Consider the following 21,073-nt stretch of genomic DNA (forward strand, 5'->3'; position numbering starts at 1 on the left):
GCGCACAGGTGGTTCGCGACATTGGTCGAGCCAGGGGGGCGTGCCGACCTGGCGGGAGGTGTCCGATGTCGTTTGTGATCGCGACCCCGGAATCGGTGGCAGCAGCAGCAACGGATTTGGCGAGCATCGGCTCATCGCTGAGCGCCGCTACACAGGCAGCGGCGGCTCCGACGATGGGAATTGTGTCCGCTGGTGCGGACGAGGTGTCGGTGGCCATTGCGGCGTTGTTCGGCGCATGCGCAGAGCTATCAGGCGCTGAGCGCCCGAGCGACGGCGTTTCATGACCAGTTTGTGCAGGCCCTGGCCCGAGGGGCGGGAGCGTATGCGGCCGCTGAGGCTGCCGCCGCGTCGCCGCTGCAGCCGCTGCTAGACGCGGTGAATGCACCCACACAGCTATTGTTGGGGCGCCCGCTGATTGGCGACGGCGCCAACGGGGGCACGGTCGGCGGGGTGGGCCAACCGGGCCAACCGGGAGGACTGTTGTTCGGTAACGGCGAGGCCGGTGGTGCCAGCACCGCCGTCGGGGTCGGCGGCGGCCGCGGCTGAGACGCCGGGCTTATCGGTACCGGCGGTGCCGGCGGGCAGGGCGCATTCAGCGGGAACGGCGGCGCCGGCGGCTCTGGTGGGCTGTTCTTCGGCACCGGCGGTGCCGGCGGGCCGGCCGGAGCAGGCGGGATCGGCGGTGCCGGCGGTGCCGGCGGGTTGTTGTTCAGCGCCGGGGGTGTCGGCGGAACCGGCGGGACCGCGGCGGCTGTAGCCGGTGGTGCCGGCGGCGTCGGCGGCTCTGGTGGGCTGTTCTTCGGCACCGGCGGTGCCGGCGGGCTTGGCGGGGCCGGTGCGACCAGCTTTTTCACCGGTGGTGTCGGCGGTGTCGGCGGTGCGGGCGGTGCCGGCGGGTTGTTCTTCGGCACTGGTGGTGTCGGCGGTACCGGTGGCGTCGGCGGGACCGCGCTAGATCCAGGCATGGGTTTCGGCGGTGCCGGTGGCACTGGTGGTGTCGGCGGCCCGGGCGGGCTATTCGGTAACGGCGGGGTCGGCGGAACCGGTGGGCTGGGTGGGCTCGGTTTCGCCTTCGGCGGTGCCGGTGGCGCCGGTGGCGCCGGCGGTACCGGGGCGCTGATCGGCAACGGCGGCGTGGGGGGGATCGGGGGACTCGGCGCAATCGGCGCCGCTGGCGGCGCCGGTGGTCACGGTGGCAATGCCCAATTTATCGGCAACGGCGGTAACGGCGGGCCCGGCGCCAGCGGAGCGATCGGTGGCGCCGGCGGTACCGGAGGGAAGCTGCTGGGCCTGCCGGGCGCGCACGGGTAGGGCAGCCGCCGACCCGGAGAATGCGGTAAGCAAGCGTGATGAGCGCTTTGCTGTTTGCAGCTGTCCAACGGTTGCGCGCCGTGTTGTGGCCGATCACCCAGACATCGATCGCCGCGGGCCTCGCGTGGTACCTCACCCACGACGTCCTTCACCATCGGCAGCCGTTCTTCGCCCCGATCTCCGCGGTGGTGTGCATGTCGGCGACCAATGTGCTGCGCAGCCGGCGCGCGGCGCAGATGATCATCGGGGTGGCGCTCGGGATCGTCTTGGGCGCGGGTGTTCACGCCGTCCTCGCGTCGACATCGCTCGCCATGGCAGTGGCTGTTTTCGTCGCGCTGAGCGTCGCGGTGCTGATCGGGCGCGGCTTCATCGCTCAGGGGCTGATGTTCGTCAATCAGACCGCTGTTTCTTCGGTTCTCGTCCTGGTGTTCGCCCCCACCGGTGGAGTGGTCGGCGAGCGCCTCTTCGATGCGCTGATCGGCGGTGGTCTGGCGCTGGTGTTCGCCATGCTGCTTTTTCCGGCCGACCCGATGGCGATGCTCTGCGATGCGCGCGCCGTCGTATTAGCGGGTCTGCACGACACCCTCATCGAGGTGTCGAAGATGGTCAAGGATCCCGGCTGCGCCGCCCCCGACTGGCCACTTTCGGCCTTTGATCGAGTGCATAACCAGCTGGGCGCGCTGATCGAGGCCCGGCAGACGGCTCATCTGGTCGTGCGACGGGCGCCGCGCCGGTGGATGGCGCGCAACATAATTCGCGACGTTGATCAACAGTCAGCGCGATTGGGCATGCTGGTCAGTTGCGTGTTGCAGCTGGCTCGCGCTGTCACGCGGCCTCTCGACAAGGAAGTTCCGCAGCCCGTGCGGGACGCGCTTGGCGAACTCGCGGCCGGAATCGCCCTTGCCGACAAGGACGCAGTGGCGGCGGCAGCACGCGCCGCCGCCGCCCGCGGCCTGGCTGTGGAGCTTCAGTCGCGGGCCGATGACAGGACCGAGGTGGTTCTCGCCGACATCGTTTACGCCTGCGCCGACGATCTGCAGCGGGTGATCGAGCTTCCCGCCCGCAAAGCGCCGCGGGGAAGCGCGAGCAGACGCTAAAGCCCCCCAAAACTGCCGTTTTGAGGGGCTTTAGCGTCTGCTCGCCAAACCGCTCACGATGAATTGGCGAGAAACTCCTGGACCAGCTTTTTCGGCGCCTGGACCAGCCATGCCTCGGTGATCAGCTCCTGGAGCTGGATGACGTCGATCTCGGCGAGTCTGACCAGCACGGCCGGATAGCCGTCGAAATGTGGGGTGGTGAAATAGACCGCCGGCTCGTCGGCGATCAGCGCGAACTTGACGCCCTCATCCGATACCCGTACCCCGAGGATGTCGCCGGACGGCGGTTCCACGCCGGCCCTTTCCATCGCTTCCCGATCCGACTTACGCAGCGGGCGTTCCCATGCCATCAGCTTCTTGCCGACCCGCCAGTCATGCGGTGACTGCTCGGAGGTCAGCGGCAACTCACCGACGATGCGGTCGACGTCGTCCCAGGTGGCCACGTCTCGATTGTGCGCCGGATAGGGTGCGCTTGGTGCCACTCTCGTGGATTAACAGGGTGGACGATCGGTCGGCGTCGACGTGTCAGGAGGTATTTCTTGCCTGAAGCTCCGCATGAAGCCTCGACTGACCTTTCAGATCGGCACCGCTTCCGAGTCACCCACCGCACCGAATACCGCTACTCCGACGTCGTAACCAGCTCGTACGGCCGCGGGTTTCTCACCCCGCGGGATTCGCTGCGGCAGCGCTGCGTCGCGCACCGGCTGACCATCGATCCGGCCCCGGCCGACAGCTCCACCAGCCGCGACGGCTACGGCAACATCAGTTCCTATTTCCATGTCACCGAACCGCACAGCACCTTGACGATCACCAGCGATTCCATCGTCGACGTGGCCCCGCCAGCACCTGGGCTGTACACCAGCGGGCCGGCGCTGGAACCGTGGGAGGCCGCCCGTCCGACCGGACTGCAGGGCGCACTCGCGGTCGATTTCACCCTGGACTTGAATCCGCCGGAGATCACCGACGAAGTGCGCGAGTACGCGGCGCCTAGCTTCGTGCCCGAACGCCCATTGGTCGAGGTGTTGCGCGATCTCGCCTCGCGGATCTTCCGTGATTTCACCTACCGTTCCGGGTCGACAACCGTTTCCACCGGTGTCAATGAGGTTCTGGCGGCTCGGGAAGGGGTATGCCAAGACTTCGCGAGGCTGGCGATCGCCTGCCTGCGGGCCAACGGTCTGGCAGCCAGCTACGTGTCCGGGTATCTGGCTACCGACCCGCCTCCCGGAAAGGATCGGATGATCGGCGTCGACGCCACCCATGCCTGGGCGGCGGTGTGGACTCCCCAACGACCCGGCCAGTTTGAATGGTTGGGGCTGGACCCGACCAACGACCAGATGGTCGACCAGCGGTACATCGCCGTCGGGCGCGGCCGGGATTACGCCGATGTGCCGCCGCTGCGCGGCATCATCTACACCAACTCCGAGCACAGCGTGATCGACGTCGCCGTCGACGTCGTGCCCTTCGAAGGTGATGTGCTGGATGCGTGACTTCCACTGTCCCAACTGTGGCCAGCGCCTGACGTTTGAGAACTCCGCGTGCCTGTCGTGCGGGAGCTCACTGGGGTTTTCGCTCGAGCAGATGGCGCTGCTGGTGATCACCACGGACGACGAAGTCGAGCACGCCGGCGCCGTGCCCGCCGGAGACTACCAATTGTGCGCCAATCTTCATCTCGCCGAATGCAATTGGCTGGTACCAGTCGATCACCCCGGCGGGCTCTGCGTGTCGTGCGAGCTGACTACCGAACGCCCCAACGACGCCGACGCGGTTGGCCTGGCCGAGTTCGCCCGGGCCGAGGCGGCCAAGCGCCGGCTGATCGCCGAGCTGCACGAGCTGAAGCTGCCGATCGTCGGACGCGACGCGGACCCCGACTACGGATTGGCCTTCCGGCTGTTGTCCAGTGCGCACGAGGAGGTGTTGACCGGGCACGAAAACGGGGTCGTCACACTGGATTTGGCGGAGGGTGACGACGTCCACCGCGAGCAGCTGCGGGTCGAGATGGACGAGCCGTACCGGACCCTGCTGGGGCATTTCCGGCATGAGGTCGGGCATTACTATTTTTATCGGCTGATCAGCCCGTCACCCGATTACCTGCAGCGCTTCACCGAGCTGTTCGGCGATCCCGACGCCGACTATCAGGCGGCGCTGGACCGCCACTACAGCGACGGCCCACCAGATGGTTGGCCGGAGTCTTTCGTGTCGTCGTATGCGACCATGCACGCCAGCGAGGACTGGGCCGAGACATTCGCGCATTACCTGCACATCCGCGACACCCTGGACACCTGCGCCTGGTGCGGTTTCGCGCCGGCGTCGGCAACGTTCGATCGGCCGGCGTTGGGCCCCAGCGCTTTTCCCGCCATCGTCGAGATGTGGCTGCCGTTGTCATGGTCGCTGAACATGGTCAACCGCTCGATGGGCCACGACGACCTGTACCCCTTCGTGCTGCCCGCGGCGGTGTTGGAGAAGATGCAGTTCATCCACACCGTTATCGACGAGGTGACCTCGGATTCGAAAGGGCCCGCGGCGGTAAACGGCTAGCGACGAGGCTGGTCTGGGTGGAGCCGTGCGGATGCTTGGGTTCGGCGTAGGTACGGCGGCCGCCGTTATCGGGAAACAATGCCGATGCCAGAGGGTAGCGGCGCAGCTTCCGCTGGATTGAACGCAGCAGAGGGGCTGCTTGCTCGTCTCGGTAGCTGGTTCCGAAGTCCAGCCCCGAGCCGATTAGATCGCTTGCCCAGCATGTTTCGGTGAGCAGCTGTGCGCGCGCCCAGTCCAAGGCGGATAGCGGTTCGCTGTGCCAGATCGCTTTTCGGAGCCGGATCAGCAGCTCGTCGAATTCGTCGGCGGTCGATATCCCCAGGATCTTGATCGGGAAAGGTGTATAACTGGCCGGACCCCCAAACTCGCTGAGCACGCCTAGCATGAAATCGCGCTCGTCGTCGGTCAGGTCGATGGAGATGAGCTCTGGCTGGGTCATTGGCTCAGCCTAGCTTGCGAAGCGTATCGACACCGTTGCCTAAAGTAGTGGAAATCCCTTGCCGTGAAGGCCGCCGCCGTCCCAATTCGCTTCGTATCGTCGCAGCTATGGATCTTCGATTTCGTCTGGAATCTCGCCCAATACCGGCAGCCGATGATGGTGGTGTGGCGGGTAGACGGGGTGAGGCCCCGTCGCGGGCGAATCCCAGGGAGTCCCGATACCTAAGGGCAGCCTCGGAAGTCCCGCACCACCGTCTGCGATGCCGGGTGCCGGTCTAGCCGGCGGGGCCGCCTCGACCGGCGCACGGCGGGGACGTTTGGCTGGCCCGGGTTCGACGGCTGGCCTCGGACCGGCAGGTCGCGGTATGTCTTCAAGCCGGCTGGGTGGGAATGCATCGATGCGTTCGGCGATCTTGGGCTTCCAGCCTGTATTTGGGTTGCCCAAGATGTAGTCGATGCCGGGCCCAGGTTTGAATACCGTCCCCGCATCGGAGCCCCTGGCTGCTCCCGTAGCGTCGCGGATCACGACGATGTTGGTTTTCGGGTCGTAGATGACGGGCGCGCCGTCGGACACGCTGTTGCCCAGGGTCAAGTCCTTGGGGTTGTTGATGCTGTCGCGTAACATGGTGTAAATGCGTTCGGCCAGTTGGTCTTTGGTCATCCCGGGGAAGTCGGCCATGTGTCCGCCTGGCCCGCTGGCGTGCCCGTAGGCGATTTTCTGGGCGGCCCGCATCAGTGGATCGCTGCTCCAGCCGCCCGGCGGCGGATCGGGTGCTGGGTTCGGCGCCTCTTTGAAAAGTGTGGTTGTCGACGTTGTCCAGTACGCACGAGGAGGTGTTGACCGGACACGAAAACGGAGTTGTCACATTGGATTTGGCGGGAGGGTGACGATGTCCACCGCGAGCAGCTGCGGGTCGAGATGGACGAGCCGTACCGGACCCTGCTGGGTCATTTCCGTCATGAGATCGGGCATTACTAGTTCTGTCGGCTGATCGGCCCGTCACCCGACTATCTGGAGCGTTTCACCGAGCTGTTCGGCGATCCCGACGCCGACTATCAGGCGGCGCTTATCTGTACATCCGCGACACCCTGGACACCTGCGCGTGGTGCGGTTTCGCGCCGGCGTCGGCAATGTTCGATCGGCCGGCGTTGGGCCCCAGCGCTTTTCCCACCATCGTCGAGATGTGGCTGGCGTTGTCGTGGTCGCTGAACATGGTCAACCGTTCGATGGGCCACGACGACCTGTACCCGTTCGTGCTGCCCGCGGTGGTCGGCACGTAGCTGCGGTTGGCACGGCCCGGACGTGGGCGCAGCGTCGGCGGATTTGACGCACAGCCATTGCGCACGGCGCAAGAGTTCATTCGAAATGTTCTGTTGGACGCCGATGTATGGGCTGCATAGCCTGACTTGGTCGATAAGGGGGTCACGTGCGGCGCGAGTGATCCCCGAGTGATCGGAGCGGAAATGTCGTCATTTGTGATCGCTGCACCTGAGGCTTTGGCGGCAGCGTCGAGGGACTTGACCGGGATTGGGTCGACGATTTCGGCGGCTAACTCGGTGGCGGCTGCCTCGACGACCGAGCTGCTGGCCGCTGGCGGCGACGAGGTGTCGGTGGCCATCGCGCGGCTGTTTGGCAGCTACGCGCGGGACTATCAGGCGCTCACCGCGCAGTCGGCGGTTTTTCATGACCAGTTTGTGCGGGCGTTGGCTGCGGGCGGCGGGGCGTATGCGGCCACCGAGGCCGTGAACGCGTCGCCGCTGCAGGTCCTAGAGCAGGAGATCCTGAACCTGATTAATGCGCCCACCAACATCTTGTTTGGGCGCCCGTTGATCGGCAATGGTGCCGATGGCGCGCCGGGGACTGGGCAGGGGGGCAGGCCCGGCGGGTTTTTGATTGGCAACGGCGGCAATGGTGGGTCCGGTGCGGTCGGTCAGGCTGGCGGACCCGGAGGGGACGCGGGGCTGCTTGGCGCGGGCGGGGTCGGTGGGGCTGGCGGGGTTGGCGCGGCGGGCCGGCCCGGCGGGGCCGGCGGCGCTGGGGGCGCCGGTGGGCTGCTGGGCGGTAATGGCGGGGCCGGCGGGATCGGTGGGACCGGCGGGGCCGGTGCGATCGGCATGGCTGGCGGCGCTGGCGGCGTCGGCGGTACCGGCGGGGTCAGCAGGGCGTTGGTGGGTTGGTCCGGAGGGGCCGGGGGCGCTGGCGGCGATGGTGGCGTGGGGGGCGCGGGTATTGCGGGCAGCACGGGCGTTGCCGGCGGTGCGGGGTTTGCCGGCGGGGCTGCCGGCGCCGGCGGCGCCGGCGGAGCACATGCGGGTCTGTTGGGCGCCGGTGGGTTGCTCGGCGCTGGGGGTGCCGGTGGTAGCGGCGGGGTGGGTGGCGTCGGCGGGCTCGGTGGGACCGGCGGCGCCGGTGAGGCCTTCGGTGGGGAGGGCGCTGCCGGCGGTATGGGCGGTGTGGGTGGTAGCGCCGGTGCTGGCGGGGCCGGCGGGTCTGGCGGGTTGTTTGGGTCCGCCGGGCACGCGGGCGGCATAGGCACGGGTGGGGTCGGCGGCACCGGGGGCACCGGGGGTCAGGGTGGTAACGGCGCTGCTGGTGTCGACGACCCGACCGCGCCCACCGGGGGCGCCTCGGGTGGTGTCGGCGGAGACGGCGGTCGGGGCGGTGCCGGTGGCGCGGGCATCGACGGGGTCGGCGGCGGTGCCGGTGGCCAGGGTGGCGTGGGCGGTCAGGGCGGTACCGGCGGGACCGGGGGCGCCAACACGGGCATCGCGATCGGCCCGGGCAGCGGCGCCGCGGGGGGGCAGGGTGGTACCGGTGGCACTGCCGGTAGCGGTGGTTTGGGAACCGACGGCGGCGCGGTCGGCCGCGCGGGTGTCGGCGGCGTCGGCGGCACCGGGGGGCAAGGTGGCCAAGGTGGTATCGGCGCCGACGCCACGTCACCGTCCGACCCTGGTAGCCAAGGTGGCCAGGGCGGCACCGGCGGCGCCGGCGGCACCGGCGGCGGCGCGGGCGCCGACGGAACCAACGGCAGCGGCGGCCAAGGCGGCCAAGGCGGCACCGGTGGCGCGGGCGGCGCCGGTTATAGCGACGACGGCATCAACGGCGCCGGCAACGGTCGTTTCGGTGGCGTCGGCGGCACCGGCGGAGTCGGCGGCGCGATCGGTACCGGCGGGACCGGCGGCAGCGCCGGCCAAGGCGGGACCGGCGGGAGCGGCGGCGTCGGCGGCCAAGGTGGCAGCACCACCTTCGCCGGTCACAGCGCCGGTGCGGGCGGCTGGGGCGGCGTCGGCGGCACCGGCGGCGACGGTTGGGCCAGCCCCACCGACCCCGGGAACGGGGGCCAGGGCGGCCAAGGTGGCCAAGGCGGCACCGGAGGTTCCAACACCCTCGGCACGGGTGGCACCGGCGGCCAGGGCGGCCAAGGAGGGGTCGGTGGCACCGGCGGCAGCGACGACCACGACGGCTCCGTCGGCGGCAGCGGCGGCACCGGTGGTACAGGCGGGACTGGCGGCATGGGGGAACGCGAAAGCCCCGGCACCGAAGGCGCCCCGGGCGCGGCAGGGATGGGCCCCTGGGGAAGGGTCGGTGGTTTCGGCGGCGACGGCGGCGCCGGCGGGGCCGGTGGCGCCGGGTAGGTCGAGCGGGCGAACGCTCGGCTAGAGCCGGATCGCCTCGCTCCTCCTCGCCCCGCTGCGCGGGCCGCATCGTCGCTCGGCTAGGCCGGCATAACCCGGCGTTCGTCGGGACCCCACAGCGGCTGCATACCGCCGGGCAGCGTCAACTGTGTCGCGGTGATGACCTCGGCCAGATCGCGCAGCGCGGTGTGAATCGCGGTCAGCAGGTCCGCCAGGTCCGCACGACGGCCATCACTGACCTCCTCCAGCTCGGCCGGGTCTGATCGGCGCAGCCGGGTGCTGATCTCTTCGGCCATCCGCTCCGGGCGTGACGAACCCGATGAGCCAGGGAGGTCGCGCAGGTTGGCCCGCAGCCGCTCCAGCTGATACACCAACGACCGCGGGTTGTGCGCGTCGAACAACATCAGCTCGGTCACCGCGGCGACGCTGACCTTGCCCACCGTGCGCCGTCGGTAGATGACCGACGATTCACACGCCACCAGGGTCGATTCGGTGATGGTTTGCTCGGCAGCGGGACTGCGGACGGTGGTCAGCGTGTCGCGCAGCAATGCGGTCAGCCAGAGGCCTCGTTCGATGCGTTTACCGATGTCCATCATCGTCCAGCCCACGTCGTGCACCATCGACTCGCTGGCCACGCCCGACAGGGTCAGCATCCCCGCTAGCGTTTGCGACTGGGCCGAGGCGAGCAGGGCATCGGCCTCGGTCAGCGATTCCGGTGGCTCGGAGTTGTGCATTAGCGCGCGCTCCACGCTGGCCAGCACCATCCAGGTGTCGTTGGACAACTGGTCGCGCACCGCCCGAGCGGCCAACGCCAGCCCCTCCACAGACTGCAAAAGGGATCCGGGCCGGCCCGGGTCCACCGTCATCGACCACAGCGTCGACGGGACCACGGCGATCGTCTCCGCATGGTCGTGATCCACACCGGTGTCGGTCCCGGTGATGCGGCCCAGCGCGGCCATCAGCACCGGCACGCATTCGCTTTCTTCGGCGTCCTGATGGTGCCGGAACACGTGGTAGCGCTCGCGGGCGACGATGAGCAACCGGGCCATATTCTCGGCGCGCTCGCCGTAGCGTCCCATCCAGAACAAATCCGACAGCACACGCGGCGAACTCACGCCCCAAGTACCCGCGCCGGACTTGGCCGGCGGGCCCATCGACGGCAGTGTAACCGCCTCGGCCAGCGCACGTTCCGTCGGACGCACCCAGATATCTTTTGCCGCAACCGTTTTCAGCGTGTATGCGGCGGGTCCGGGCGCCAGCACGTAGCCGAGGCCGCCGATCATCGGCGCGAAGCCGCCGCGTTGGGCGACCGTGAACAACCGCATGCCGACGCCGGCCGACGACAACACGGCGGCATGGTCGGTAGGTGCCGACGAGAACGTCGGCAGCTCCTGTCCCACCCACTGCCACGGCATGGTCTCGATGCGTGCCGCCAGGTCAGCCAGCTGAGCGGACGAAAGCGTCGGCCCGACCAGGGTTGGTCCGCCGGTGGTGGGCTTGAGCAACAGCGACGAGAGGTTGACCAGCAGGTGCGCTCGCTCGCTGGCGATGCCACCCCAGTAGACCGGTGCGGTCTGCAGCAGCGGGCCTTCACCGAGGAGACGCTCGGCCAGTTCGGGCATGAAACGCAATAGCCCAGGGCTTTCCAGGATGCCGCTGCCCAGCGTGTTGACCACGGTCACCGTCCCGCGGTGCTGGGCCTCCACCAAACCGACCACGCCCAGCCGCGAATCGGCGCGCAGATCCAGTGGGTCGGCGTAGTCCGCGTCGACGCGCCGCAAGACGACGTCCACCCGTTTCAGCGTGCCCAGCGACCGCATCCACAGCTTGCCGTCGCGCACCACCAGATCCGCGCTTTCCACCAGCGGGAACCCCAGCAGCGTAGCCAGATACGCCTGATCGAAAGCGGTCTCGGAGTAGATGCCCGGGCTCAGCACGACCACCACCGGGTCCTGGGCGACATCGGGTGCCGCGTCGATCAGCCCCAGCCGCAGCGCTTGAGCGAACGGGGTGTTCGGCCGCGGCGCGATTCTTTCGTACAGGTCGGGAATCGCGTGCGCGACAACACGACGATCGGCCAACGCGTAGCCGGCGCCCGAGGGGGCCTGTGTCCAGTCGGCGTTGACTTGAAAGCTGCCGTCGGGCAGTCGGCTGATGTCGCAGGCGTGCATGAAGAGCTGGTGGCGCCCGGGCACCTTGATTCCGTTGGCGGCTCGTACGTAACCGGGGTGGGCGAACAGCAGTTCCGGCGGCAGGATGCCCTCGAGGATCAAGTTGCAGGGGCCGTAGAGGTCGGCGAGCACGGCGTCGAGCAGCCGCGACCGCTGGACCAGCCCGGCCTCGAGCACGTCCCAGTCGGCCGCGGAGACCACCAGCGGCAGGGTGTCCAGCCTCCAGGGCCCCGGCTCCAGGCCGTGGCCACCGGCGAGGGCGTCGCCGTTGGCGTCGATCCCGGTGTAGGTGATGCCGTCGTGGTCGATCAGGCTGTGCACGACCGAGCGCAGCCGGTCGAGTCCGGCCCGGCCGCGCTCGGCGACCGCGTCGGCCAACTCGGTCCAGGCCGGCCGCACATTGCCGACTTCGTCGACGAATTCGTCGTAGCCGATCCCCGGGCCGTCCCGCAGGTCGAACAGCGCTTCCTGGGCGCGCGCGGTGCGGTAGCCGGCCAGCAGGCGATCGACGTCATACCTCGCGGCCGCCGATCCACGCATGCTCCGTGCCAATTCTGAGAGGGCCATTACTGCTGCACGGTACGCACCCGTCGCAGGTCGAGGATGCCGGGCGCGCCGATGTCGGTGAATATCCGGGCCTGCTTTTCCCGAATGTCGGATAGGTCAAGCTTGCCCGGCGTGAAGCCGGTCGCCTCGAAGCGGCGCGCGCGGCGCGACTCCGCCTCCACCGCATTGATCGGCGGTTCGTCGTAGGCGCGCCCCCCGGGATGGGCGACGTGGTAGGTGCAGCCACCGCGCGACGTTCCGGCGGTCAGATCGATGAGCTCGAACTGCAACGGGCCGTCGGCCGATATGGTCGGGTGCAGCGCGCTGGGAGGTTGCCAGGCCTTGAACCGCACCCCACCCACGTGGATGTCGGGGTTATCGGTTGCCAGCAAGGGCACTGGGTAGCCGTTGCAGGTCACCACGTAGCGGTGCCGGTCGGCGCCGATGACGCGGACCTGGATGCGCTCGACCGACGAGTCGACGTAGCGGGCGGTGCCGGTGGCGGTGGCTTCCTCGCCGAGGGTGTGCCACGGCTCGATTGCCCCGCGCAACTCGATCTCCACGCCGTCGAAGACGGCGGTCCCGATGCGTGGGAAGCGGAATTCGGTGAACGGATCCAGCCAGCTGGTCTCAAACGCGATGCCGTGTGCGCGCAGGTCGGCGGCCACTTCGGCGATGTCATGAATCAAGAAGTGCGGCAACAGATATCGCCCGTGCAAGTTGGCGCCGTGGCGAATCAGCGGGGCGCGCAGCGGTTCGCCCCAGAACCACGTCACCAGGGAGCGCACCAGCAGCGACTGCACCATGGCCATCCGCAGGTGTGGCGGCATCTCGAACCCGCGCAGCTCCAGCAGGCCGAGCCGGCCGCGGGGGCCTTCGGGGCTGTAGAGCTTGTCGATGCAGAACTCGGCGCGGTGGGTGTTGCCGGTGATGTCGGTGAGCAGGTGCCGCAGCGCGCGGTCGGTCACCCACGGTTGTGGCCGGCCGCCCCCGAACGACGGGGACAGCCGCGCGATCTCGGCGAACGCGATCTCCAGTTCGTAGAGCGCCTCGGTGCGGCCCTCGTCAACCCGCGGCGCCTGCGACGTGGTGCCGACGAACCGCCCGGCGAACAGGTAGGACAGTGACGGGTGTCGCTGCCAGTAGGTCAGCAGCGAGACCAGCAGGTCCGGGCGGCGCAGCAGCGGCGAGTCCGCCGGCGTGACGCCGCCGAGCGTGATGTGGTTGCCCCCACCGGTGCCACCGTGGGTGCCGTCGATGTCGAACGACTCCGTTGAGAGCCGCGCCAACCGGGCCTGTTCATACAGGGTTTCCAGCTGTTGCAGTTGCTCGGCGAAACTGGCGGTGGGCGCGATGTTGACCTCGATGACACCCGGGTCGGGCGTGATCGTCGTCGACGTCAGCCGCGGATCCGGTGGCGGGCCGTAACCCTCGATGACCACCGGACAATCGGCCGTCGCCGCCGATGCCTCGATCCGGGCGATGAGATCGATGAAGTGCTCCAGCGCCTCGGTGGGTGGCAGGAAGATGTACAGCAGCCCGTCGCGAACCTCGGCGACCATCGCGGTCGTCGGCGCGGTTTCGGGCTCCTCCATTACCGCGCCCAAGCCGACGGGGTCCGTCGGGAGTGCGTACCCAACGCTGATCGGGTCGACGTCGAACGATGGCCGGGGCGGCAGCCAGCTGATCGAATCCAGCGGCAGCCGCAGACCCGCCGGCGAATCGCCCTCGAGCAGCACGATGCGACCGCGGCGCAACCGCCAGTCCGCGCTGGCCCAGCCTTGGCCGTCGGCACGGCGGTGCAGTGGCAGCACGAAAGCCGTTGGGGACGTGACAGATTCGTCGAGGCGGGCCAGCAGCGCGGCGCGTCCCGTGGCGGTGTCGTCGGCGAGGTCGTCGCCGGGATCCACCGGGTCGCCGGACGGCAGTCGCACGGCGGCCGCCAGCCGGCTCAGCGGATCTTCGTAGGCTGGCCGCACCTGCGAGAGCGGCAGTCCTAGACCCTCGGCAACGCCGGAGAGCACCTTCTGGGCCGCTGCGACGTCGACCAGGGGCGGTTGGTCCAGCCACGGGTCGGCCAGCAGGGCGTCGTTGGTCCACAGCGGGCGTCCGTCGGTGCGCCAGTACAGCGCAATCTGCCAGCGCGGCAACGGTTCTCCCGGATACCACCTGCCTTGACCGCGCTGAATCAGCCCCTGCGGAGCCCACTGGGCTCGCAACCGGGTGGCCAAGTCCGAGGCCAGCCGGCGCTTGTGTGGGCCGTCGGCGGCCGTCCGCCACTCTTTGTCGACCTGGTTGTCTACCGAGACGAACGTTGGCTCGCCGCCGACGGTCAGCCGGACATCACCGGCGGTTAGCCGCTCGTCGACCCTGCGTCCGACCTCGCAGATCGTCCGCCACGCAGTGTCGGTGTAGGGCAACGTGACCCGCGGGTCTTCGTGGACGCGGGTAACCGTGTTGGAGAACTCCAGCACGCACTCGCACGGGTCGGTGCCGCCGGTGATGGGGGCCGCGGTCGCGGGATGCGGCGTGGCCGCCAGCGGGATATGACCCTCGCCGGCGAACAGTCCCGACGTCGGGTCCAATCCGATCCAACCGGCACCGGGGATGTACACCTCGGTCCAGGCATGCAGGTCGGTGAAGTCGGCGGCGGGCCCCGACGGCCCGTCGAGCGCCTCCACGTCGGAGGCCAGCTGCACCAGATAGCCGGACACGAAGCGGGCGGCCAGCCCGAGCTGACGCAGGATCGACACCAACAGCCACGCCGAGTCCCGGCACGAGCCGATACCCGTGCGCAGCGTGAAATCCGGTGTCTGGACACCGGGTTCCATGCGCACGCTGTAGCCGACGTCGATGTTGATCGCGCGGTTGAGCGCGACCAGGAAGTCGATGGTGCGGGTGCCGTCGGCCACCGAGAAGTTGCGCACCCAGGCCCGCACCAGCTCGCCCGGGCCGGAACCGTCGCCGTCCTCGTCGACGGGCCGCAGGTATGGCTCCAGGTCATCGGCCAGCGCCTTGGGGTAGGTCAATCCTGCCGATGGCCACGTCTGGGCCCAGTCCTCGATAAAGAAGTCGAACGGGTTGATGACCTTGAGGTCGGCGATGAGCCCGACCGTGATCGTCAGTTGCCGCATCGGCTTCGGAAAGACCAGCCGCGCAAGGAAATTACCCACCGCATCCTGTTGCCAGTTGATGAAGTGGTCGGCCGGGTCGACGCGTAGCGAGTAGGCCTCGATGGGGGTACGCGAGTGGGGCGCCGGGCGCAGCCGCACGATGTGCGGATACACACCGACCAGCTGGTCAAAGGTGTAGCTGGTGCGGTGCTCCAGCGCAACTTTGATGCTCATAACCGCTGATCAGATCACACCGGTCAGACCACCGCATTCCGTAGTCAGCGAACGAGGTCCGGCTGTGCTTCCAGAGCTGCTCGGGCTGCGATCCGCCCGGCCTCCAGGGCGGCATCAATCTGCCTAAAGTTCAACACACCGATCTTCGAGACGTCCGGCTCGATGATGGCCGCAACGCGAGGGAGCTCGCGCAGGTTGGCGGTGGAGGCCGCAAGGTCGAACGTACGAAGCAATGTCTCTTGCAACGGAGGTAAGGCGACATCAGTGCCGGTGAAGAGCCGCCGGACGAACCCGGGAGGCTGAACGATCGACGGCAACAAGCCGAAGCCTTTCGACGGCACGAACGTTCGACGTAGATCCACGCAGATGACGTCGCCATCTTGGTCGGCGCACATCACGTCGGCAGGGAGGTTGTTCAACAGTCCACCGTCGACGAGCATCTGTTCGCCATGTTGCACCGGCGGAATGAGACCGGGGATCGAGATCGATGCGCGCACGGCGAGCCACACCGGCCCACGCCGGTGGACGATCTGATCGCCTGTGATCATGTCCGCGGAAACGGAGAAGAACCCTTTGGGCAGATGCTCGATCAAAGTGCTGCCGAAGAATTGCTCAATCAGACGATTGACGCGCCCACCTCGAGTCAGGGCTACCGCAGGGATCGTGTAGTCGCCGAGTGGATCGCTGTACGCCATGAACTCTCGCGCCGCGGCGATCGCGTCACTGGCGTCCATCCCCAGCGCGAACGCCGCGGAAGCGATTGCACCGGAACTCGTTCCGCCAAACCGGTCGATGACAACGCCCGCCCGGGTGAGCTCTTCGTAAACACCAAAATGGGCAAATCCGCGAGCCCCGCCGCCGGCCATCACAAGACCGATCGATCGGCCGGCGATTCTGCGTGCTAGAGCACCGAAGCCATCCTCGGTGGCGGGGTGATGCGAAACCGGCGCCAGCCGATCCCACCAACTTGGATCCGGTTCCGCCGTGCAGGTGACCAGGTGGACTGGCCGTTGGGTAGCTAGCGAATCAACCTCTTCCGGCGGAGAGTGGTGATCCGCAAGCACCACGAGGCGGTCGCTTTGCGCGCCAACATATTGACGCCAGAGGCCGCTGGAGCCTCGGTCGGCTACCATCAAAACCCAATCGTTGCTGTGCTCCGCCCGATCAAGGGTCTCGCTGAACGCTTCGACGAACTCGCCATAAGTCTGAACTTCTGCGATGGTGTCGACGGGCGCAGCGACGACGGCAGTCCGACCGTGAGAGCCCAGTCGAGTCGCGATCGCGTCAACGATCGGGGCCGCCGCGGTGTCCTCAGTTGATAGCACGCCGATAACCCGAGGACGCCCAGATGTCTTGACGCGTCGCGACTCACGCAGCATCCTCGCCATCACCCGCAGCATTGCCGCTTGCATTTGCGGAGCTCTCGCAAGTATCTCGGTGAACGTGTCAGCGGCGATCCGCCAGACGACGCCGTCTCGAAGGGCTTGTACACCGGCCGAGCGAACACCGCCGGCGATCACGCCCAGGTCTCCGATCGAGTCACCGGATGCCATCTCAGCGATCACGTGTCCATCCGCGCCGATAGCTGCGAATCGCCCCGAGTCGACGATGTAGATGGAGTCCGATTGGTCTCCCGCATGAAAGAGCCACTCGTTGGTGGGCACGTGGCGACGATCTACGGTGGTCGAGAGTCGTTCGAGTTGCTCGTCATCGATGTCGGCGAGTATCGGAATGTTCCGCAGTGCGGCTCGCACATCGGCACCACGCCGCTTGGCCAATCGCTCTTCATTCCTCAGTGACATCTCTCCCAGCTCTACCGTCAGATGCGTTCCTCAGTGTTCCGAGATGAATTTACCTGCTACGTGTAGGTGGTTTGTTCACCAATTTGGCGTCACCGCAGCAAAGACAGCGTCCATGTCGACCAGATGAACTCGGTTGTGCGCCACGCCAACTGCCGCTCCGGCTCAGCCCATTGTGGCTGGCTGTTCGTCTGCGCCGCGGTCCAGGCTGCGAAAGCCCGCACAGGCTTTCTTGAAACCCAGCAGGTACGGCAACGCGTGCCACTCGAACTTCAGATAGGCCCAGAGACGGCCGAAGAAGCTGCGCTCTGGCGGCAGGGGTGGCACCTCCGAGGTCGCGAGATCGATGTAGTGAGTTGGGGTATGTCCGAGGCCCTCGAAGTCGTGCGTGAGCGGCTTGCATAGCCCGCGCACCGGCTCGTCGAGGCACTGTGCCACAACGTCGGTCATCAGCAGGTACTCCGACACGGGGACGTTATTTTTCAGCATGCGGTGCACGAGAATGACGTCGACACCGGCGAGCTCGACGTTGCGTTTCACCCGCTGCTCCGCCACCTCGCCCTCGTGGGTGACGAATTTGATCGTCAGGTTGTCTCGCTGCTCACAACTCTTACAGTCGCAGGGATGGTCCTTTTTGATCCGCTCCCGCCGCGCACGGAACGCGTGCCGCATCCGGGATGGCCGGTCGCATACCAGCACGTTGGCGTCGCCGTCTGGTGCCCAAAAAAACGCGGCGTCGCCCTCCAGCTTCGCCAGCTTCATGCCTTTGCCGGCGTCGATGACTGATTCCAGTAGCTCCGCCACCGTCCATTGCGCGTGGGCCAGGTGCTTGCGGTTCCAATGCATGTAGTTCGTGTATCCGCCGATGTCGGCGATGAGGAGAACAGCGCGTTGAATGCCCATACGTCGGGCAGTGTAGCGAGGGCCGCAGCGCGCTGCGACCTCCGTCACTCGACCGTCGCTATGCCATCTGGGGGCCCGGCGGCATACCGACCGGGGGGCCAGGCTGGCTGACCGCGACGACCTGGCCGCCGGACAGCTTGCGGTACGTGTAGGTCTGGATGAGCGAGGCGATCGGAACACCAACGAGCATGCCGACGTAGCACAGCAACTCGCCGACCAGCACCGCCGCCACCTGCACCAGCCAGGACAGCGCGCTGTTGCCGAGTTGGGCCCTGACGGTGGCGATACTGGCCTTGATGGAATCGACGGGAGACAAGGACCTGTCGACGGCAAAGACGATTGCGAACTGCGCCGCGAAGCCAAAGATCAAGCCCGGAATGATGCACAGCACCGTCCCGATCGTGGTGCCAATGGCGACCAGCAGCGCCGTGACGGCGACCTTGCCCAGATTGCGCGGCTTGAAGAACGTTGCGATGGTCACCGGCTTTCCGTCGGCGATGTCAAGGCAGCCCGTTGCAAGTCCGGCATGCATGTAGATCGCCACGCAGAACAACGCGATGTAACCGAGGAACAACACGATGCCGCCAACGGGGGTGATGTTCGCGGTCGTGGTTTCGCCCGTGACGCCGTAGGTGTCGGTGTAGCTGGTAGTCGTGCTCTCCGACGTGGCGAGAACGATGCCTACCATCGCACCGATCACGGCGGCCAGCGCGACGGCATACACGAGTAGCGGAACAACGAGCGCCGCGGCGTTCTGCGTGAACTTGTTCCACGACCAACTAAACGCATCGCCCACGCTGAAGACCGGCGTCGGTGCGACACCGTAGCCGGGCTGGGGCGGGTAACCGGGAGGCGGCGCACCCCCTGGTGGGCCATAACCGGGGGGCGGGGGAGTTGGGGGGTAACCGGGCGGCGGGTAGCCCCCGGGGGGTGGGCCAGGAGGTGGGGGATAGCCGCCTGGTGGTGGGCCATAGCCAGGTGGTGGAGGTGGTGCGCCGTAGCCGGGGGGCGGGGGAGGCGGGGGAGGCGGGGGAGGCGGGTAGCCCTGGGGGCCGTGATTGCCACCTTCGGCGTCGGCTGGGTTACCTGGATACTCCGGGGGCTGGCTCATAGCGGTCCTAGCTTCTAGTCGGTACGCGCGCAGAACTAAGCAAATCGGAACTTAACAAATATCGGGTGGAGGCGCGCGGATGGGCTCGCCCCACTTCACGTCGGCCTGGCCTCCGGCGGGTGTCGGTGCCGCATGGTATGCCTGAAACCGTGTCCGACGGTCTGTTCGACCTGCCCGGCGCACCGAAGGCGACCGGTGATGATCTGGGCGTGTCGGCCGGGGCGCCGCTGGCGGTGCGGATGCGTCCGGCGTCGCTGGATGAGGTAGTTGGGCAGGATCACCTGCTGGCACCCGGATCGCCGCTGCGCCGCCTGGTCGAGGGCTCCGGCGCGGCGTCGGTCATCCTCTACGGCCCGCCCGGAAGCGGTAAGACGACGCTGGCGGCGCTGATCTCACAGGCGACTGGCCGCCGCTTCGAGGCGCTATCGGCGTTGTCGGCCGGCGTGAAGGACGTCCGCGCAGTGATCGACTATGCGCGTAAGGCCCTCCTCGCCCGCGAGCAGACGGTGCTGTTCATCGACGAAGTCCATCGATTCTCCAAGACCCAACAGGACGCCCTGCTGTCGGCGGTGGAGAACCGGGTGGTGTTGCTGGTGGCGGCGACCACCGAGAATCCGTCGTTTTCCGTGGTGGCGCCGCTGTTGTCGCGGTCGCTGATCCTGCAGCTGCGGCCGCTGACCTCCGACGACATCCGCACGGTGGTGCAACGCGCCATCGACGACTCCCGCGGCCTGGGCGGGCGGGTCTCGGTGGCACCTGAGGCGCTCAAGCTTTTGGTGCAACTGGCGGCCGGGGACGCCCGTCGCGCCCTGACCGCGCTGGAAGTGGCCTCAGAAGCCAACGAGCATGTCACCGTCGAGACCATCGAGCAATCGCTGGACAAAGCCGCGGTCCGCTACGATCGCGACGGCGACCAGCACTACGACGTCGTTAGCGCCTTCATCAAGTCGGTGCGCGGCTCCGACGTCGACGCTGCGCTGCACTATCTGGCCCGCATGCTGGTCGCCGGCGAGGATCCGCGGTTCATCGCCCGCCGGCTGATGATCCTGGCCAGTGAGGACATCGGGATGGCCGACCCCACCGCGCTGCAGACCGCCGTTGCCGCCGCCCAGACCGTGCAGCTGATCGGCATGCCCGAGGCTCAGCTGACGCTGGCGCATGCCACCGTCCATCTGGCCACCGCGCCCAAGTCGAACGCGGTCACGACCGCCCTGGGCGCCGCGATCAGCGACATCAAGGCCGGCAAGGCCGGTCTGGTGCCGGCACATCTGCGTGACGGGCACTATTCGGGTGCGGCGGCGCTGGGCAACGCGCAGGGTTATAGGTACTCCCACGACGACCCGGATGGCATTGTCGCCCAACAGTATCCGCCGGACGAGCTGATGGACGTGGACTACTATCGGCCGACCGGCCGAGGCGGCGAACGGGAGATCGTTGGTCGGCTGGAACGGTTGCGCGCGATTATCCGTGGGAAGCGGGGGACTTCCGCGTGAACGTGACGCTCGTCGCCGAGCGTCACGCCAACATGACGCTCGGCGACGAGCGACGCAGCTTAGACCAGCTCGGGTGCGCGCAGGTGAGCGAGCGCGAGGTCAAATTCGCACTCATCGAGTTCTTCGACGCCCGCTTCGCGGATTTTCGCGTTCTTGATGGCCCGCGATTGTTCCCTGTTTCGCTCCATCGCTTCGTGGCTATCGAACGCCGCGCAGGACACGGCGCGACCGGACGAACGGTCGACCATCAGGCTGGCGCTGCAGAATCCCTCTAGACCTTCCAACTCGGGCAGCACAGACGTCTTGAAGTACTCGATGTTTTGGTCCGCGCGAGCCGGGTCGCCCTTGACCCACGTGGCCCGCACGCATGCGCCCTCACGTGAGGGGTGGTCACGGTGCAGCACCGCGAGCTCCCACTCTTCGACATTCGGCGTACCCCCGAATGCCTCCGCGGCCCGGTCCCGGATCGGCCGGATCTCGTCGGCGCTTGCCCGCATCGCCGCGTCGGTTTCCCAGGCACTGGTGGCGATACATCTGCCCGATTGCCGGTCCACCAGCAGCGACACTCCCACACACCCGTTGATCTGCTGAAGGGCGGGCATGACGACGTCGCGAATGTGTGCAATCCCCGCATCGATGTCGGTTGATTTCGCCTGAATTGTGGTAGAGCGTGCGTACACGATCCA

14 protein-coding genes and 2 pseudogenes are annotated in these 21,073 nt (G+C 67.6%); 7 read left to right on the forward strand and 9 right to left on the reverse strand.

All coding sequences use genetic code 11. The features are described from left to right. Positions 1 to 65: 65 nt before the first annotated feature. Both AADZ78_RS10445 and AADZ78_RS10450 read left to right on the forward strand, forming a co-directional pair. Positions 66 to 1,308 (forward strand): annotated as a pseudogene (locus AADZ78_RS10445) (PE family protein); the annotation flags it as partial. 41 nt (positions 1,309 to 1,349) lie between these two features. Then, positions 1,350 to 2,408 carry an FUSC family protein gene (locus tag AADZ78_RS10450; protein ID WP_085248979.1) on the forward strand — a complete coding sequence of 353 codons (1,059 nt, stop codon included), beginning with the start codon at positions 1,350 to 1,352 and terminating at the stop codon, positions 2,406 to 2,408. Between the two features lie 53 nt (positions 2,409 to 2,461). Here the strand turns inward: AADZ78_RS10450 and AADZ78_RS10455 are convergent, their stop codons facing one another. Further along, on the reverse strand, positions 2,462 to 2,851 hold the full coding sequence (locus tag AADZ78_RS10455; protein ID WP_085248988.1) for an MmcQ/YjbR family DNA-binding protein: 390 nt from the start codon (positions 2,849 to 2,851) through the stop codon (positions 2,462 to 2,464). Positions 2,852 to 2,947: 96 nt separating this feature from the next. On the opposite strand from AADZ78_RS10455, the gene AADZ78_RS10460 reads away from it, so the two are divergent. Both AADZ78_RS10460 and AADZ78_RS10465 read left to right on the forward strand, forming a co-directional pair. Next, positions 2,948 to 3,895, forward strand: coding sequence for a transglutaminase family protein (locus tag AADZ78_RS10460; RefSeq protein ID WP_085248980.1), 948 nt, complete (start codon positions 2,948 to 2,950; stop codon positions 3,893 to 3,895). Beyond that, positions 3,888 to 4,943, forward strand: a complete 1,056-nt coding sequence (locus AADZ78_RS10465) for a zinc-binding metallopeptidase family protein (RefSeq protein ID WP_085248981.1) — start codon at positions 3,888 to 3,890, stop codon at positions 4,941 to 4,943. The genes AADZ78_RS10460 and AADZ78_RS10465 overlap by 8 nt, the downstream gene beginning before the upstream one ends. Here the strand turns inward: AADZ78_RS10465 and AADZ78_RS10470 are convergent. After that, a complete protein-coding gene (locus AADZ78_RS10470; RefSeq protein WP_085248982.1) occupies positions 4,891 to 5,382 on the reverse strand; it encodes a hypothetical protein in 492 nt (163 codons plus the stop codon). The two genes, AADZ78_RS10465 and AADZ78_RS10470, sit on opposite strands and share 53 nt — an antisense overlap. Before the next feature lie 105 nt (positions 5,383 to 5,487). Further along, entirely contained in the window at positions 5,488 to 6,114 is a 627-nt protein-coding gene (locus tag AADZ78_RS10475; RefSeq protein ID WP_139828506.1) for a hypothetical protein, read from the reverse strand. Between the two features lie 80 nt (positions 6,115 to 6,194). Here AADZ78_RS10475 and AADZ78_RS10480 point away from each other — a divergent pair. Both AADZ78_RS10480 and AADZ78_RS10485 read left to right on the forward strand, forming a co-directional pair. Then, positions 6,195 to 6,662: pseudogene (locus AADZ78_RS10480) on the forward strand (putative zinc-binding metallopeptidase); the annotation flags it as partial. 183 nt (positions 6,663 to 6,845) lie between these two features. Next, entirely contained in the window at positions 6,846 to 9,017 is a 2,172-nt protein-coding gene (locus AADZ78_RS10485) for a PE family protein (RefSeq protein ID WP_204803310.1), read from the forward strand. 80 nt (positions 9,018 to 9,097) lie between these two features. Here the strand turns inward: AADZ78_RS10485 and AADZ78_RS10490 are convergent, their stop codons facing one another. From AADZ78_RS10490 to AADZ78_RS10510, 5 genes are all read right to left on the reverse strand, one after another. Further along, the gene (locus tag AADZ78_RS10490; protein WP_139828510.1) at positions 9,098 to 11,728 is read right to left on the reverse strand and encodes a circularly permuted type 2 ATP-grasp protein; all 2,631 of its coding nucleotides are present in this window, start codon (positions 11,726 to 11,728) and stop codon (positions 9,098 to 9,100) included. 26 nt (positions 11,729 to 11,754) lie between these two features. Then, on the reverse strand, positions 11,755 to 15,081 hold the full coding sequence (locus tag AADZ78_RS10495; RefSeq protein ID WP_085248996.1) for a DUF2126 domain-containing protein: 3,327 nt from the start codon (positions 15,079 to 15,081) through the stop codon (positions 11,755 to 11,757). Between the two features lie 44 nt (positions 15,082 to 15,125). Then, positions 15,126 to 16,883 carry a patatin-like phospholipase family protein gene (locus AADZ78_RS10500; RefSeq protein ID WP_085248997.1) on the reverse strand — a complete coding sequence of 586 codons (1,758 nt, stop codon included), beginning with the start codon at positions 16,881 to 16,883 and terminating at the stop codon, positions 15,126 to 15,128. Positions 16,884 to 17,045: 162 nt separating this feature from the next. Next, positions 17,046 to 17,783 (reverse strand): DUF2652 domain-containing protein, encoded by a 738-nt coding sequence (locus AADZ78_RS10505; RefSeq protein WP_085248998.1) that lies wholly within the window; start codon positions 17,781 to 17,783, stop codon positions 17,046 to 17,048. Positions 17,784 to 17,841: 58 nt separating this feature from the next. Next, the gene (locus AADZ78_RS10510; protein WP_239656754.1) at positions 17,842 to 18,894 is read right to left on the reverse strand and encodes a hypothetical protein; all 1,053 of its coding nucleotides are present in this window, start codon (positions 18,892 to 18,894) and stop codon (positions 17,842 to 17,844) included. 137 nt (positions 18,895 to 19,031) lie between these two features. Here AADZ78_RS10510 and AADZ78_RS10515 point away from each other — a divergent pair, with 137 nt between their 5' ends. Continuing rightward, the gene (locus AADZ78_RS10515) at positions 19,032 to 20,387 is read left to right on the forward strand and encodes a replication-associated recombination protein A (RefSeq protein ID WP_085249000.1); all 1,356 of its coding nucleotides are present in this window, start codon (positions 19,032 to 19,034) and stop codon (positions 20,385 to 20,387) included. 59 nt (positions 20,388 to 20,446) lie between these two features. On the opposite strand, the gene AADZ78_RS10520 is transcribed toward AADZ78_RS10515, so the two are convergent. Further along, on the reverse strand, positions 20,447 to 21,067 hold the full coding sequence (locus AADZ78_RS10520; protein WP_085249001.1) for a hypothetical protein: 621 nt from the start codon (positions 21,065 to 21,067) through the stop codon (positions 20,447 to 20,449). Between the last annotated feature and the right edge of the window lie 6 nt (positions 21,068 to 21,073).

Origin of the sequence: Mycobacterium riyadhense, assembly GCF_963853645.1 — a bacterium.
Taxonomy (GTDB): Bacteria; Actinomycetota; Actinomycetes; order Mycobacteriales; family Mycobacteriaceae; genus Mycobacterium; species Mycobacterium riyadhense.